At 64.1% G+C, this 13,415-nt stretch carries 13 protein-coding genes and 1 pseudogene; all 14 read left to right on the top strand.

Annotated features, from left to right (window positions below; all coding sequences use genetic code 11):
* The first annotated feature begins 98 nt into the window (after window positions 1-98).
* Window positions 99-590, top strand: coding sequence for a MarR family winged helix-turn-helix transcriptional regulator (locus RHO23_RS08460; RefSeq protein ID WP_057969098.1), 492 nt, complete (start codon window positions 99-101; stop codon window positions 588-590).
* Between the two features lie 67 nt (window positions 591-657).
* The gene (locus tag RHO23_RS08455) at window positions 658-2,193 is read left to right on the top strand and encodes an anthranilate synthase component I (protein ID WP_070941164.1); all 1,536 of its coding nucleotides are present in this window, start codon (window positions 658-660) and stop codon (window positions 2,191-2,193) included.
* Window positions 2,186-2,818: a TIGR02234 family membrane protein gene (locus RHO23_RS08450; protein WP_044105637.1), complete on the top strand. Its 633-nt coding sequence runs from the start codon at window positions 2,186-2,188 to the stop codon at window positions 2,816-2,818. The genes RHO23_RS08455 and RHO23_RS08450 overlap by 8 nt, the downstream gene beginning before the upstream one ends.
* Before the next feature lie 94 nt (window positions 2,819-2,912).
* On the top strand, window positions 2,913-3,731 hold the full coding sequence (trpC, locus tag RHO23_RS08445; RefSeq protein ID WP_030097721.1) for an indole-3-glycerol phosphate synthase TrpC: 819 nt from the start codon (window positions 2,913-2,915) through the stop codon (window positions 3,729-3,731).
* A 6-nt stretch (window positions 3,732-3,737) separates the two neighbouring features.
* Complete coding sequence (trpB, locus tag RHO23_RS08440; protein ID WP_064408906.1) at window positions 3,738-5,012, top strand: tryptophan synthase subunit beta; 1,275 nt, start codon at window positions 3,738-3,740, stop codon at window positions 5,010-5,012.
* A complete protein-coding gene (gene trpA / locus RHO23_RS08435) occupies window positions 5,009-5,797 on the top strand; it encodes a tryptophan synthase subunit alpha (protein WP_064408905.1) in 789 nt (262 codons plus the stop codon). The genes trpB and trpA overlap by 4 nt, the downstream gene beginning before the upstream one ends.
* A 34-nt stretch (window positions 5,798-5,831) precedes the next feature.
* A pseudogene (gene lgt / locus RHO23_RS08430) lies at window positions 5,832-6,702 on the top strand (prolipoprotein diacylglyceryl transferase); the annotation flags it as partial.
* A 169-nt stretch (window positions 6,703-6,871) separates the two neighbouring features.
* Entirely contained in the window at window positions 6,872-7,228 is a 357-nt protein-coding gene (locus RHO23_RS08425; protein WP_046253764.1) for an NINE protein, read from the top strand.
* A gap of 83 nt (window positions 7,229-7,311) precedes the next feature.
* The gene (sugE, locus tag RHO23_RS08420; protein ID WP_030097726.1) at window positions 7,312-7,626 is read left to right on the top strand and encodes a quaternary ammonium compound efflux SMR transporter SugE; all 315 of its coding nucleotides are present in this window, start codon (window positions 7,312-7,314) and stop codon (window positions 7,624-7,626) included.
* Between the two features lie 87 nt (window positions 7,627-7,713).
* A complete protein-coding gene (gene pyk / locus RHO23_RS08415; protein ID WP_075908546.1) occupies window positions 7,714-9,132 on the top strand; it encodes a pyruvate kinase in 1,419 nt (472 codons plus the stop codon).
* Window positions 9,133-9,270: 138 nt separating this feature from the next.
* Window positions 9,271-10,017 (top strand): acyl-CoA thioesterase, encoded by a 747-nt coding sequence (locus RHO23_RS08410; RefSeq protein ID WP_232784712.1) that lies wholly within the window; start codon window positions 9,271-9,273, stop codon window positions 10,015-10,017.
* Window positions 10,014-10,199, top strand: a complete 186-nt coding sequence (locus RHO23_RS08405; protein WP_030097729.1) for a PLD nuclease N-terminal domain-containing protein — start codon at window positions 10,014-10,016, stop codon at window positions 10,197-10,199. The genes RHO23_RS08410 and RHO23_RS08405 overlap by 4 nt, the downstream gene beginning before the upstream one ends.
* A gap of 52 nt (window positions 10,200-10,251) precedes the next feature.
* Complete coding sequence (locus tag RHO23_RS08400) at window positions 10,252-11,661, top strand: bifunctional lysylphosphatidylglycerol flippase/synthetase MprF (RefSeq protein ID WP_064408902.1); 1,410 nt, start codon at window positions 10,252-10,254, stop codon at window positions 11,659-11,661.
* A 56-nt stretch (window positions 11,662-11,717) separates the two neighbouring features.
* Complete coding sequence (locus RHO23_RS08395) at window positions 11,718-13,412, top strand: purine-cytosine permease family protein (protein WP_030097731.1); 1,695 nt, start codon at window positions 11,718-11,720, stop codon at window positions 13,410-13,412.
* Window positions 13,413-13,415 lie beyond the last annotated feature (3 nt).

Genomic DNA, 13,415 nt, shown 5'->3' with positions numbered 1-13,415 from the left:
ACGGGCGTATGTTGCCGAGCTCGCCGATGGCGATGCCCCGATTTCGATAGCCTGGGCCCGATCCGCGTTTATCTGGCACACCTGGACCGAGAGGCATGATGGCTGTCCACGAGAGTTCGATCACCACCCGTGACTGGACGCTGAACAGGCCGGAGCTCGACACATCGCCGATGGAGGTCATCGGCTCGCTGAAGCGCGCGTCGGGATTGCTCGCCCGGTTGCTCGAGCCTCTCTATGCGACCGCGGCCATCGCCGAACCCGAGCACGACGTTCTGGTGGTGCTCCGGCACCGCAAGGGTCCGGTGATCGCGCGCCATGTCGCAGAGGAGCTCGGTGTATCGCAAGCCTGGGTAAGCAGAATGCTGCGCAAGCTGGAGGAGCGTGGATACGTACGCCGGGAAGCCAACGCCAACGACCGCCGTGCCGCAATCATCAGCATGACTGACAGCGGGCGGTCGGTCGTGGACGAATTGTTCCCCGAGAGGCTGCGTATCGAGGCTGAGGCCCTGGCCGGACTCGGGGACGAGCGCGCCTCGGTCGTCGCGGGCCTGGAGCGACTCGTCGCCACCCTCAAGGCATACGAGGGTTAGGCCCGCATACCGCTGACGCTGGTGGCATGGCCGAATCCGTTGGCGGGGGTCTGGGAGAATGGCACGCATGCATAGCACCATCAGTGGCGCCGCGACCACGACCAGGGAAGAGTTCAACGCCCTGGCGGCGGTGCATCGAGTGGTGCCGGTGACCCGAAAAGTTTTGGCAGACAGCGAGACACCGCTCTCCGCCTACCGCAAGCTGGGCGCCAACCGGCCCGGCACCTTTCTGCTTGAATCGGCGGAGAATGGGCGGTCGTGGTCGCGCTGGTCCTTCATCGGCGCGGGATCGCCCTCTGCCCTGACGGTGCGCGACGGCCATGCCGCATGGCTCGGAGCCGCCCCAGAGGGGGCTCCCGGCGGGGGCGATCCACTCGACGCGTTGCGGGCCACGATGGACCTGCTGGCAGGCGAGGCGCTGTCGGACCTCCCGCCACTGTCCGGCGGCATGGTCGGTTTCCTGTCCTATGACATCGTCCGGCGGCTGGAGCGCCTTCCGGAGCAGACAGTCGACGATCTGGGGCTGCCGGATCTGCTGCTCCTGCTCGCCACCGATATGGCGGCCGTTGATCACCACGAAGGCACCATCACGCTCATCGCCAACGCGGTGAACTGGGATGACACCCCGGAGCGTGTGGCCGAGGCCTATGACGGCGCGGTCGCGCGACTCGATGTGATGACGGCGGCGCTGGGGCAGCCGTTGCCCTCGACTGTTGCCCATTTCGACCGCCCGGCACCGGCGTATCGCAGCCAGCGCACGGTGGAGGAGTACAGCGCGATCGTCGACAAACTCGTCGGCGAGATCGAAGCCGGCGAGGCATTTCAGGTGGTGCCGAGCATGCGCTTCGAAATGGAGACCGATGTCGACCCGCTGGAGGTGTACCGCATCCTGCGGGTCACCAACCCGAGCCCGTACATGTATTTACTGCATGCGCCGGATGCCGATGGCGGGACAGCTTTTTCGATCGTGGGATCGAGCCCGGAGGCGCTCGTCACCGTCAAGGACGGAGTGGCCACCACCCACCCGATCGCAGGAACGCGCTGGCGGGGCGCCACCGATGAGGAAGACACCTTGCTCGCCAAGGATCTACTTGCCGACGAGAAGGAGCTCTCCGAACACCTCATGCTGGTTGATTTGGGCCGCAACGATCTCGGACGCGTATGTACGCCCGGCACGGTGCGGGTCAGCGATTACAGCCATATCGAGCGCTACAGCCACGTCATGCACTTGGTCTCGACAGTGTCGGGATCGCTGGCGGACGGTAAGACAGCGCTGGACGCCATCACCGCATGTTTCCCCGCCGGAACGCTGTCGGGGGCGCCGAAGGTACGCGCCATGGAACTCATCGAGGAAGTCGAGCTGACTCGTCGCGGACTGTACGGGGGGGTGCTGGGATACCTTGACTTCGCCGGAAACGCCGATTTCGCCATCGCGATCCGAACCGCGCTGTTCAAAGACGGGCGTGCCTACGTGCAAGCCGGTGGGGGTGTGGTCGCCGACTCCACGGGCGAGTACGAGTACAACGAGGCCAGGAACAAGGCCACCGCGGTGCTCAATGCGATCGCCGCGGCCGAAACCCTCACGGGCGCCGCGGATGTCTAATCCGGCTCCGCCGCAGTCGGGCCGCAAGCGGCTGGTCACCGGCGCCGGATTGCTCCTGATCGCAGCGGGTGGGCTGTGGGGAGCCTCAAAGTTCACGTGGGTGCGCCTGCGTTCCTTCGACGGTTTGGGTGAGCCGCGAACGATTCTGGTCTCCGGCGCCGACTGGTCGGCGGCCTTGGTCCCGTTGGCGGTCGCCTTGGTCGCGGCGGCGATCGCGACTCTGGCCATCCGCGGATGGGCCCTGCGGATCCTGGCGGTTCTCGTCGCGGTGATCGGAGCGGGCGCGGCCTATCTGGGGGTCAGCCTATGGGCCGTTCGTGATGTCGGGCCCCGCGCCGCGGACGTCAAGAACGTCCCGGTGTCCACCCTGATCGGCGCCGACCGGCTCTCCGGCGGAGCCACAACCGCCGTGGTGGCCGCGGTGGTGGTCGTATTGGCCGCCATTACGCTTCTGCGGGCCGCACGGGGGGTCGTGGACACCAAGTATCAGACTCCGGCCGCGCGACGCTCAGACAGTGCGGATCTGGGAGAAAAGACGCAGAGCGAGCGGGTGATGTGGGACAGCCTGGACGATGGACAGGACCCCACCGTCGGTCCGCCCGAGCGTTCGTCGGGCCCTACCTGACCCGGTTTTCTTGTGTGAGCCTCGAACGGCTACCCTTCTGTGAAGTTCGAGCGTGTAGGCGCGGGGGCGTCGCAAGAAGGGAATCGTCGAGGTCATGAGTTCGGGAACCGTACTCGATTCGATCCTCGATGGCGTGCGCGCTGATGTCGCGGCTCGCGAAGCCGTTGTTGATCTGGCCACCGTGAAGGCGGCCGCCAAAGCAGCACCCAAGCCACTCGATGTCATGGCCGCGCTGCGCGAGCCGGGAATCGCCGTGATCGCCGAGGTGAAGCGGGCCAGCCCATCGCGTGGTGCACTGGCCGATATCAGCGATCCCGCAGAGCTTGCCAAGGCTTACGAGGATGGGGGAGCACGGATTATCAGCGTGCTCACCGAGGGCCGGCGATTCCACGGAAGTCTCGACGATCTGGACTCGGTGCGCGCCGCCGTATCAGTTCCCGTGTTGCGCAAAGACTTTGTCATCAGTCCGTATCAGATCCACGAGGCGCGGGCACATGGCGCCGACCTGATCCTGCTGATCGTTGCGGCGCTGGAACAGACCGCACTCGTCTCGCTGCTCGACCGCACCGAGTCGCTCGGGATGACCGCGCTGGTGGAAGTACACACCGAGGAAGAAGCCGATCGTGCGCTGTCCGCCGGCGCATCCGTTATCGGTGTCAATGCCCGCGACCTGAAAACTCTTGAAATCGACCGCGATTGCTTCTCGCGTATCGCGCCGGGGCTGCCCAGCGGCATCATCCGCATCGCCGAGTCCGGCATTCGCGGGACGGCCGACCTGCTGGCGTATGCCGGTGCAGGTGCCGACGCCGTACTGGTCGGTGAGGGATTGGTTACCAGTGGCGATCCGCGCGGAGCCGTCGCCGATTTGGTGACCGCGGGCACGCATCCGTCCTGCCCCAAACCGGCTCGCTAGACAATCATGAAGAACACCGGCCTGCCGCAGATGAGTGCTGCGATCGCCGAGCCCACCGCGCATGATCCCGATGGCCGCGGGCACTTTGGTCCCTACGGCGGCCGATATGTGGCCGAGGCTCTGATGGCCGTCATCGAAGAAGTGACCGCCGCGTACGAGAAGGTCAGGTCCGACCGGTCCTTCCTCGACGAGCTCGACCGGTTGCAGACGCACTATGTGGGCCGGCCCTCGCCGCTGTATGAGGCCGAGCGCCTCAGTGCCCACGCCGGCGGTGCACGTCTGCTGCTCAAGCGAGAAGACCTGAACCACACCGGTTCCCACAAGATCAACAACGTTCTTGGCCAGGTCCTCCTGGCCAAGAGGATGGGCAAGACACGCGTCATCGCGGAGACCGGCGCGGGACAGCACGGAGTCGCCACTGCCACCGCGTGCGCACTTCTGGGGCTCGAGTGCGTCATCTACATGGGCGCCGTCGATACCGCACGCCAGGCACTCAATGTCGCGCGAATGCGGCTGTTGGGATCGACCGTGGTGTCCGTGGAATCGGGATCGAAGACCCTCAAGGACGCGATCAACGACGCCATGCGCGACTGGGTGACCAACGCGCACAACACCTACTACTGCTTCGGTACCGCTGCCGGCCCACATCCCTTCCCGGTGATGGTTCGCGATTTTCAGCGCATCATCGGCATGGAAGCGCGGGCTCAGGTACAGGACCAGGTCGGCAGATTGCCAGATGCGGTGGTGGCCTGTGTCGGCGGCGGTTCGAACGCGATCGGTATTTTCCACGCGTTCATCGACGATCCACAGGTCCGGCTGGTCGGGTACGAAGCCGCCGGCGACGGTGTCGAAACCGGTAGGCACGCCGCCACATTCACCGGTGGCACGCCCGGTGCCTTCCAGGGCTCCTACTCGTATCTGTTGCAGGACGAAGATGGTCAAACTATCGAGTCTCATTCAATCTCAGCGGGTTTGGATTACCCCGGTGTGGGCCCCGAGCATGCCTGGCTGCGTGAGACCGGGCGCGCCGATTACCGCCCGGTGACCGACAGTGAGGCCATGGACGCCTTCCTGCTGCTTTCTCGCGCCGAGGGCATCATCCCGGCCATCGAATCGGCACATGCCGTCGCGGGCGCACTCAAGCTCGGAGCGGAGCTGGGCGAAGGCGCGGTGATCGTGGTCAACCTGTCCGGGCGCGGCGACAAGGACGTCGAGACCGCGGCCAAGTGGTTCGACCTCTTGGACAAGAACGACGCGGATCAGAACGGGGCCGGGGCATGACGCAGTCAGGCCGCCTGACCGAGGTCTTCGACAAGTGCCGTGCAGAGGGGCGTGCCGCGCTGATCGGTTATCTGCCCAACGGGTATCCGGACCTGGACACCTCGATCGAACTGATGACCACGCTGGTGCAGGGCGGGTGCGACATCATCGAAGTCGGAATCGCCTACTCGGATCCGATGATGGACGGCCCGATGATCGCCGCGGCGGCGGAAACCGCGCTGAGCAACGGGGTTCGGGTGGCTGACGTTTTCACAACGGTCCGCGCCATCACCGATGCCGGCGGACAGGCCGTCGTGATGTCGTACTGGAATCCGGTGCTGCGGTATGGCGTTGACGCGTTCTCACGTGACCTCGCCGCGGCTGGAGGCCTCGGAATCATCACCCCCGATCTGATCCCCGACGAGGCCGAAGACTGGATCGCGGCCTCCGATGCTCATGACCTCGATCGCATCTTCCTGGTCGCGCCCTCATCCACGCCGGAGAGACTTGAAAAGACGATCGGCGCATGCCGGGGCTTCGTCTACGCGGCGTCCACCATGGGTGTCACCGGCGCTCGCGATGCGGTGTCGAATGCCGCTCCCGCACTGGTGAGCAGGGTTCGCGAGGTCTCCGATATCCCGGTGGGGGTCGGTCTTGGCGTGCGATCCGGTGCTCAGGCAGCCGAGATCGCCGCATATGCCGACGGCGTCATCGTGGGCTCGGCGCTGGTGGCGGCCGCCCCCCAAGGTGCGACCGCCGTGCGTAGCCTGACTGAAGAGTTGGCGACCGGAGTCCGAAGGGCCTAAGCCCAGGGATGACAGGAAAAGCAGGGACAAAACCGTGACAGTCGTGAATCTGGCATACATCCCCAGCCCGCCCCAAGGGGTTTGGCATCTGGGGCCCATCCCGATCCGCGCCTACGCACTGTGCATCATCGCGGGCATCATCGTCGCGCTGGTCATCGGCGATCGTCGATGGGAGCAGCGCGGCGGCGAGCGCGGCGTCATCTATGACATCGCGTTGTGGGCGGTGCCGTTCGGACTGGTCGGTGGACGTCTTTACCACGTGATGACCGACTGGCAGACGTACTTCGGCCCGCACGGCAAGGGTCTGGGCAAGGCGATCGCGGTCTGGGAAGGCGGCCTCGGTATCTGGGGAGCCGTCGCCCTCGGTGGCGTCGGCGCCTGGATCGCGTGCCGCCGGCGAGGTATTTCGTTGCCCGCCTTCGGCGACGCGATCGCTCCCGGCATCGTGCTGGCTCAGGCGATCGGCCGGTTGGGCAACTACTTCAATCAGGAACTCACCGGTGGTCCCACTACGCTGCCGTGGGGGCTAGAGCTGTTCTACCGGCGCTCGGCCGACGGCACGGTAGACGTTCTCAATCTCAACGGTGTGTCCACCGGAGAGGTCGCACAGGTCGTCCACCCGACCTTTCTCTACGAATTGTTATGGAACGTCCTTGTTTTCGCGCTGTTGATCTTTGTCGATCGGCGCTTCAAGATCGGGCACGGACGCCTGTTCGCGATGTACGTCGCGGCCTACTGCGTGGGACGCTTCTGGGTCGAATTGATGCGGGTGGACCCGGCCACACAGTTTGGTGGAATTCGCGTCAACTCCTTCACTTCGACACTGGTGTTCCTCGGTGCGATCGCCTACATTCTGCTGGCCCCCAAGGGACGTGAGGACCCGGCGACCCTGGGTGGTACCCCGGCGCAGACCGAAGAGGCCGCGAGCGCGGACGGTGAGGCTGCCGCTCAGGAACCCGCGGACTCTACTGATGTCGCGGACGCGGGGGAGGAAGACGTCACGAAAGCCCCGGTGGACGACCCCGCTGAGGAATCGGCCGACGAGACCGGTGAGAATTCTGGCATTGTGGAGAAATGACCGAGAGCACGCCGCCTCCTTTCGGAACACCTCCGCCGGTGCCGCCATCGCCTGGCGTCCCGTATCCGCCCCCATATGTGGACCCCGCCGCCCCGTACGGGCGTGACCCGGCCACCGGGGCGCCGTACTCAGATAAGTCGAAGCTAATCGCCGGCCTGCTGCAACTGTTGGGCCTGGTCGGATTTCTGGGCTTCGGTCGGATCTATCTGGGACAGACGCTGCTCGGCGTTGTCCAGCTGCTGATCGGCCTGGTGACGTTCGGAATCGTCGCTGTCATCTGGGCGGTCGTCGATGCGGTCCTGATCTTCGGCGGCAAGGTCAGCGATAAAGCAGGTCGCCAGCTTCGCGATTGACATGTGAGAGAATGAAGATGACCGGGACGACCCGGTAATTCTTCGCCAGGGGACGGCCTCACCGAAATGTGGAGGTATCTCTCATGGTTTGGCTGGTCCTTCTTCTTGCGGGTCTGCTCGAGGTGGGCTGGGCCATCGGTCTGAAATACACCGAGGGATTCACTCGGCTGTGGCCAACCGTCGGCACTGTCGGATCGATGATCATCAGCATCGCGATGCTGGGCATTGCGATGAAAAGCTTGCCGGTCGGCACCGCCTACGCGATCTGGGTGGGTGTTGGTGCTGTCGGTACCGCAATCCTGGGCATCGTGCTGTTCGGCGATTCGGCCAACGCCTGGCGGCTATTGAGCCTGGGGTTGATCGTTGCCGGCATCATCGGTCTGAAATTGGCCTCCTGACAACGCAAACCGGTGAAGGTAACCGCTTGGTGAATCGTGTCCGCGCTGACTCGTGAGTAGGTATCAGCACGACTATGCTCAAAAGTCGTGACGAGACGCGGAAAGATTGTTTGTACCCTTGGTCCTGCGACCGGTTCCGCCGAGCTTGTACGTGAGCTTGTCGAATCCGGGATGGACGTCGCGCGACTCAACTTCAGCCACGGCGAGCACGCCGACCATGAGCAGAACTATCGCTGGGTGCGTAAGGCATCCGACGAGACCGGGCGCGCGGTCGGCGTGCTCGCGGACCTGCAGGGTCCCAAGATCCGGCTGGGCCGGTTCGCCACCGGGGCCACCCATTGGGCGACAGGCGAACAGGTCAGGATCACCGTCGAGGATGTCGTGGGAACCCCGGACCGGGTGTCCACCACATACAAGCAGTTGGCTACCGATGCTGCCGTGGGCGACAGGCTTCTGGTGGACGACGGCAAGGTCGGCTTGACCGTCGAGGCGATCGAAGGCAACGACGTGGTCTGCCGGGTCACCGAGGGCGGTCCGGTCAGCAACAACAAGGGTCTCTCGCTTCCGGGGATGAACGTCTCGGTGCCGGCCCTGTCCGAAAAGGACATCGCGGATCTCGAGTTCGCACTGCGCCTCGGGGTGGACCTCATCGCACTGTCGTTTGTGCGGTCGCCCGGCGATGTGGAACTGGTGCACGCCATCATGGACCGCGTCGGACGTCGGGTGCCGGTGATCGCCAAGCTGGAGAAGCCCGAGGCGGTCGCCAACCTTGAGGCGATCGTGCTCGCATTCGACGCGATCATGGTCGCTCGCGGCGATCTGGGGGTCGAACTTCCGCTCGAAGATGTGCCGATTGTGCAGAAGCGCGCTATCCAGATCGCGCGTGAGAACGCGCGTCCGGTCATCGTGGCGACGCAGATGCTCGAGTCGATGATCGAAAACTCACGCCCGACGCGCGCCGAGGCTTCGGATGTCGCCAACGCGGTCCTGGACGGGGCAGATGCCGTGATGTTGTCGGGGGAGACCTCGGTCGGCAAATACCCCATGGAGGCCGTGCGGACAATGGCCCGCATCGTGTCCGCGGTCGAGAGCCATTCGGTGAGCGCGCCGCCGCTGACCCACGTGCCGCGAACCAAACGCGGTGTCATCTCGTATGCGGCGCGCGATATCGGCGAACGGCTCAACGCCAAGGCCCTGGTGGCGTTCACACAGTCGGGCGACACGGTGCGACGGCTGGCCCGGTTGCACACTCCACTGCCGGTGCTGGCCTTCACCCCGCTGCCCGAGGTACGTAGCCAGTTGGCGCTGACCTGGGGAACTGAAACCTTCATCGTCCCGGTCATGGACACCACCGACGGCATGATCCAACAAGTGGATACGGCGTTGCTGGCGATGGAGCGCTATCAACGGGGAGATCTGGTGGTGATCGTCGCGGGCGCTCCACCCGGGACAGTAGGCTCGACCAATCTGATCCACGTACACCGGATCGGCGAGGACGACCACTAGAGACGAGGATCGAGCATCAGCAACGCACCTGATTTCGCACAGCTACTCGCGCTGCTGGAGCTGAAGAACCCCGAGACCGATCTGTTCATCGGCGGTCACCCGACGGTCAATCCGCCCCGGACCTTCGGCGGTCAGCTGATGGCACAGTCCGTGGTTGCCTCGGGGCGCACCGTGTCCGAGAAGCTCTCGCTGGCGGCCGTCTCCACCCATTTCATCAACGGTGGCGACCCCGAGCAAGACATCGAGTTCCGGGTCCTGCGATTGCGGGACGAGCGCAATTTCGCCAATCGCCGCGTCGACGCGGTCCAGGGTGACCTGTTGCTGTCCTCCGCGTTGGTGTCGTACCTGAAGGATTCACCCGGGCTGGAACATGCGGTGAAACCGCCGACGGTGGCCGATCCTGAAACGCTGCCGACCATCGACGAGCACCTGGTCGGCTACGAGGAGACCGTGCCGATGTTCGTGGCCGCCCTCAAGCCCATCGAATGGCGCTACGACAACGATCCGGCCTGGGTTCTCAAGGCGAAATCCGAACGGCTGGAACATAATCGGGTGTGGATGAAGACCCACTCCGCACTGCCCGACGATCCGGTTCTGCACAGCGCGGCACTGGTTTACGCATCGGACACCACGGTGCTGGATTCGATCATCACCACCCATGGCCTGTCGTGGGGTTACGACCGGATTTTCGCCGCCACCATCAACCACAGCGTCTGGTTTCACCGCCCGGTGCGCTTCGATGACTGGGTGCTCTACGCAACCGAGTCGCCGGTTGCCTCGGCGGGCCGGGGAACGGGGGCCGGACGTTTTTTCGATCGCGAAGGGGCGTTGCTGGCCAGTACTATCCAGGAAGGTATTGTCAAACACTTCCCGGGGCGGTCATGATTCGAATTCTTTCTCTACTGGTGCTGGTTCTTACTGTCGTCACCATCATTTCCATCATCAAAGACCCGGTCAAGCCCAATGGCGAGAAGCTTCCCTGGGCCATCATCGTGCTCGTCTTCCCGATCTTCGGTCCCATCCTCTGGTTTGCGATCGGAAAGAGCGATCCCTCCGACCGCTGGTAGCTGCGGGAGTATTCTTGAAGGTCGGTATTGGGAAACCGTGGGAGGTGGCTGAATGCTGGAACCGTCGGCCGCAACCACCCACGTGCGTATTGCCGAACGCATTGCAGTCCACAGCGATTCGAGGCCCGCGCGGTTGGTGAGTGCCGCCGCGGTACTGCTGGTCGCGGGATGGCTGGTGTTGTTGGTCGCCCATTCCGGATACCCGAAGCAACCCGATTTCGATGAAATCCTCTGGCCGCTCACCGTTCTGTTGTGCGTCGGATTCATCGCTCGCGGAATCTTTCTCGGGCGGCCGGTCACCTACGGTCATGCGGCGTGGGCGGGAGTATCCGTGCTGGTCGCGTTGGGGGCCGGAGTCCTGCAGTTCGAGCACGCCGGCGATGCGTTGGTCGTCGCGGCCGGGCTCATCCTCATGTGGCCGACATCGGCGCCGGCGCAGCCCGAGGCGCTGGCCGAGGTCGGTGCACTGGTGGACAGAACCGGTGACGACCCGTTGGCAGCCTTCGCGATGCACTCGCTCAAGTCGTATTACTTCAACGCCGATCGCACCGCAGCCATCGCGTACCGGACGCGCGCCGGTTTTGCCGTGGTCGGTGGAGATCCGATCGGTGACGAATCCCGGTTCCCGTCCCTGGTTCAGGAATTCGCGGCCATGTGTCGCTCGCATGGCTGGCGCATCGCGATATTGGGGTGCAGTGAGCGTCGTCTATCGCTGTGGAGTGACCCGCATTCCCTGGGGCATTCACTCCGCGCCATCGCGGTGGGTCGTGATGTCGTGGTCGATGTGCAAGCCTTCGACATGGTGGGCCGCAAGTATCGGAATCTGCGCCAGGGCATGCAGCGCACCCACAACGCGGGGGTCACCACCGAGATCGTCGACGAGCGCGGTCTCGATGGCGGGCTGCGCGCCGAACTGCAACAGGTGATGGAACTTTCGCATGGAGGCCGCTTCGAGCGCGGATTCTCGATGATCCTCGACGGTGCGCTACTCGGGCGCTATCCCGGCATTCGGCTGATCATCGCCCGGGATGATCGCGGTGTGGTGCAAGGGTTTCACCGCTACGCAACCACCGGGGGCGGCACCGATGTCTCTCTCGATGTGCCGTGGCGGCGCCCGGGTGCACCGAACGGGATCGACGAACGACTGACCATCGACATGATCGCACTCGCCAGGACCGAAGGCGCCCGTCGCTTGTCGCTGGCGTTCGCGGCATTCCCGGAAATCTTCGCCGAACAGGACCGCACTCGCGTGCAGGAGCTCTGCTACTCGGCGATTCACGTACTCGATCCGCTGATCGCCCTGGAGTCTTTGTACCGTTACCTGCGCAAATTCCATGCGCTGGGGGATCGGCGCTACGTGCTTGTGCAGATGTCCACGGTGCCGCTGGTGGCATTCGCGTTGCTGAGCCTGGAGTTCACCCCACGGTTGCGCCCCAAAACAGCTGCTGGAGCGCCTGCGTAACAGGACATTAACGTCTGGAAAACGCGCACGACTTGGGCGCTCGACAGGCTGTCCGCGTGACCGACACTCTCGATACGACTGCATCCGCACCCGTTTCGTCTGCTCCGTCCACCCACGATGCCGCCGAAAGCGCGGCACTGCGGGAGACCTTGGAGGACTACACCCTCCGATTTGCGCCCAGGCGATTTCGACGGTGGAGCCCGGCTGTTGTCGGCGTGACCGCCCTGGGTGGCATCGCCTACCTGGCCGACTTCGCGATCGGCGCCAACATCGGAATCTCCTATGGCACCGGAAATGCCCTGTGGGGGATCGGGTTGTTCGCGGTCATCATCATCCTGACCGGAATCCCGGTCTCGTACTACGCCGCCCGTTACAACATCGATCTCGACTTGATCACGCGCGGAAGCGGATTCGGTTACTACGGCAGCATCGTCACGAACATCATCTACGCGACGTTCACATTCATATTCTTCGCGCTCGAAGGCTCGATCATGGCCCAGGGCCTGAAGCTCGGGCTTGGCGTGCCGCTACCCATCGGATATGCGGCCTCCACCATCATCATCATTCCGCTGGTCATCTACGGGATGAAGGCGCTCTCGGTGCTGCAGGTGTGGACCACTCCGCTGTGGCTCGTCATGATGGTCATCCCGTTCGTCTATCTCGTGGTGCGTCACCCGGATTCGATCGGAAGCTTCTTCGCCTACGGCGGCAAGGAGGCACAAGGCGTCAATCTGGGGTCGATCATGCTCGCCGCGGGCGTGTGCCTGTCCCTGATCGCCCAGATTGCCGAGCAGATCGACTACCTGCGGTTCATGCCGCCCAAGACGCCCGAAAACAGCCGCCGCTGGTGGACCGCGATGCTGCTGGCGGGGCCGGGCTGGGTGCTGTTCGGAGCCATCAAACAGGTGATCGGGCTGTTCCTGGCGGTGTATCTGATCGCCAATGTGGCCGGCGGCGCTGCCGTGGCCAATCAGCCGGTGCACCAGTTCCTGGAGATCTACCAGAACATGATGCCGCACTGGCTCGCCATCACGCTGGCCGTGATTCTGGTGGTGATCAGCCAGATCAAGATCAATGTCACCAATGCCTACTCGGGTTCGCTGGCCTGGACGAACTCATTCACCCGTATCACCAAGCACTACCCGGGCCGGTTGGTCTTCGTGCTGTTCAACCTGGTGATCGCCCTGGTGCTGATGGAAGCCAACATGTTCGACTTCCTCAATACCATTCTCGGGTTCTACGCCAACTGCGGTATGGCCTGGGTGGTCACGGTGGCCACCGATATCGCGATCAACAAGTACGTCCTGAAGCTCTCGCCCATGAAACCGGAATTCCGGCGCGGCATGCTCTACGACGTCAATCCGGTCGGATTCGTCTCGATGCTGCTGTCGGCGGGCATCTCGATCCTGGTCTTCTTCGGAGTGTTCGGCGAGGCGATCCGGCCCTACTCGCCGATTGTGGCCGTCGTCATCGCCTTCGTGTTGCCGCCCATTCTCGCGGTCGCGACACGCGGAAAGTACTACCTGCGTCGCACCGACGACGGTATCGACCTGCCGATGTACGACGAATACGGGAACCCGTCGGATGAGTTACTTCGTTGTGCCGTCAGCGGAATCGAGTTTGAGCGTCCCGATATGCTCGCCTCCGCCAAGCCCGGTCCCGGCGGCGAGAAGCAGTACATCTCCTCGCTGAGCCTGGCCACCGATCGTGTCGGCGAGCACGTGCTGCCCGCCGATCCACCCGCGCGGTAAACA

The organism is Mycobacteroides sp. PCS013 (assembly GCF_049532645.1).
GTDB lineage: Bacteria > Actinomycetota > Actinomycetes > Mycobacteriales > Mycobacteriaceae > Mycobacterium > Mycobacterium gwanakae.
The sequence above is the reverse complement of the archived record's forward strand: the minus strand, read 5'-3'. Positions and strand labels throughout refer to the sequence as shown.

Coding starts and splice junctions, on each gene's coding strand:
- RHO23_RS08455 (WP_070941164.1), top strand. CDS start 658: ATGCATAGCACCATCAGTGGCGCCGCGACCACGACCAGGGAAGAGTTC.
- sugE (WP_030097726.1), top strand. CDS start 7,312: ATGGTTTGGCTGGTCCTTCTTCTTGCGGGTCTGCTCGAGGTGGGCTGG.
- RHO23_RS08400 (WP_064408902.1), top strand. CDS start 10,252: ATGCTGGAACCGTCGGCCGCAACCACCCACGTGCGTATTGCCGAACGC.
- trpA (WP_064408905.1), top strand. CDS start 5,009: ATGACGCAGTCAGGCCGCCTGACCGAGGTCTTCGACAAGTGCCGTGCA.
- RHO23_RS08425 (WP_046253764.1), top strand. CDS start 6,872: ATGACCGAGAGCACGCCGCCTCCTTTCGGAACACCTCCGCCGGTGCCG.
- RHO23_RS08410 (WP_232784712.1), top strand. CDS start 9,271: ATGGCACAGTCCGTGGTTGCCTCGGGGCGCACCGTGTCCGAGAAGCTC.
- RHO23_RS08405 (WP_030097729.1), top strand. CDS start 10,014: ATGATTCGAATTCTTTCTCTACTGGTGCTGGTTCTTACTGTCGTCACC.
- trpB (WP_064408906.1), top strand. CDS start 3,738: ATGAAGAACACCGGCCTGCCGCAGATGAGTGCTGCGATCGCCGAGCCC.
- RHO23_RS08460 (WP_057969098.1), top strand. CDS start 99: ATGGCTGTCCACGAGAGTTCGATCACCACCCGTGACTGGACGCTGAAC.
- trpC (WP_030097721.1), top strand. CDS start 2,913: ATGAGTTCGGGAACCGTACTCGATTCGATCCTCGATGGCGTGCGCGCT.
- RHO23_RS08450 (WP_044105637.1), top strand. CDS start 2,186: ATGTCTAATCCGGCTCCGCCGCAGTCGGGCCGCAAGCGGCTGGTCACC.